1 protein-coding gene is annotated in these 744 nt (G+C 61.8%); it reads left to right on the top strand.

What is annotated here, in order from left to right; translation table 11 throughout:
• A partial coding sequence (locus tag EN949_RS35505) for an HlyD family type I secretion periplasmic adaptor subunit (RefSeq protein ID WP_127371994.1) occupies positions 1–647 on the top strand: 647 nt, incomplete at its 5' end.
• Between the last annotated feature and the right edge of the window lie 97 nt (positions 648–744).

Here is a 744-nt window from a genome sequence, read left to right as displayed (position 1 = left end):
AGCGACAACAGGCGACGGTGGCCGCCGACCGCGATGGCTACATCCAGAGCTGGCGCGCGGAAGTCTCGCAAGGCCTGTCGGAGGCGGGCTCGCGTATGTCCGATGCCCGTGAGCTTCTCAACAAGGCAAAGCTGCGTAAGCAGTTGGTCGAGCTGAAAAGCGATGCAAACGCCATCGTTCAGTCAGTGGCGAAGGTTTCCGTCGGGTCGATCCTGCAATCGGGTGACCGGCTGATGACCCTGGTGCCGGACGACGCGGTGCTTGAAATCGAAACGAACATTGTCGGCCGTAGCAGTGGGTTCGTCCACGTCGGTGACCCCGTGGCCATCAAGTTCGACACCTTTCCATATTCGCAATATGGCCTCGCGCATGGCACTGTGCGCACGGTGAGCCCGGATTCCTTCTCGGCCCGGGAACAGGCGCGCGACCCGAACAGCTCGTTGGCCATGCTGCCCCCGGACGCTGACCTGTTTTACCGCACGCAGATTTCCATCGACGAGGTCGCCCTCCATGGCGTGCCCGCAAGTTTCACGATCGTCCCTGGCATGCCGGTAACCGCTGACGTCAAGGTCGGCCGCCGTACCGTGCTCAAGTATATTCTCGGCGCCATACTCCCCCTAGGCCAAGAAGCGATGAGGGAGCCATAGGCTCGGGCGCCGTGCGCGACAAACGGAGGTATGCGTTCTCGCATCGATGGCAATCCTTGACCGCCTGACTGCTTACGGTCCACCAGCGCTGGTATTG

Source organism: Mesorhizobium sp. M7A.F.Ca.US.007.01.2.1 (assembly GCF_003998165.1).
In the GTDB taxonomy this organism is placed as follows: domain Bacteria; phylum Pseudomonadota; class Alphaproteobacteria; order Rhizobiales; family Rhizobiaceae; genus Mesorhizobium; species Mesorhizobium ciceri.
This window is presented reverse-complemented; position numbering and strand designations above follow the sequence as displayed.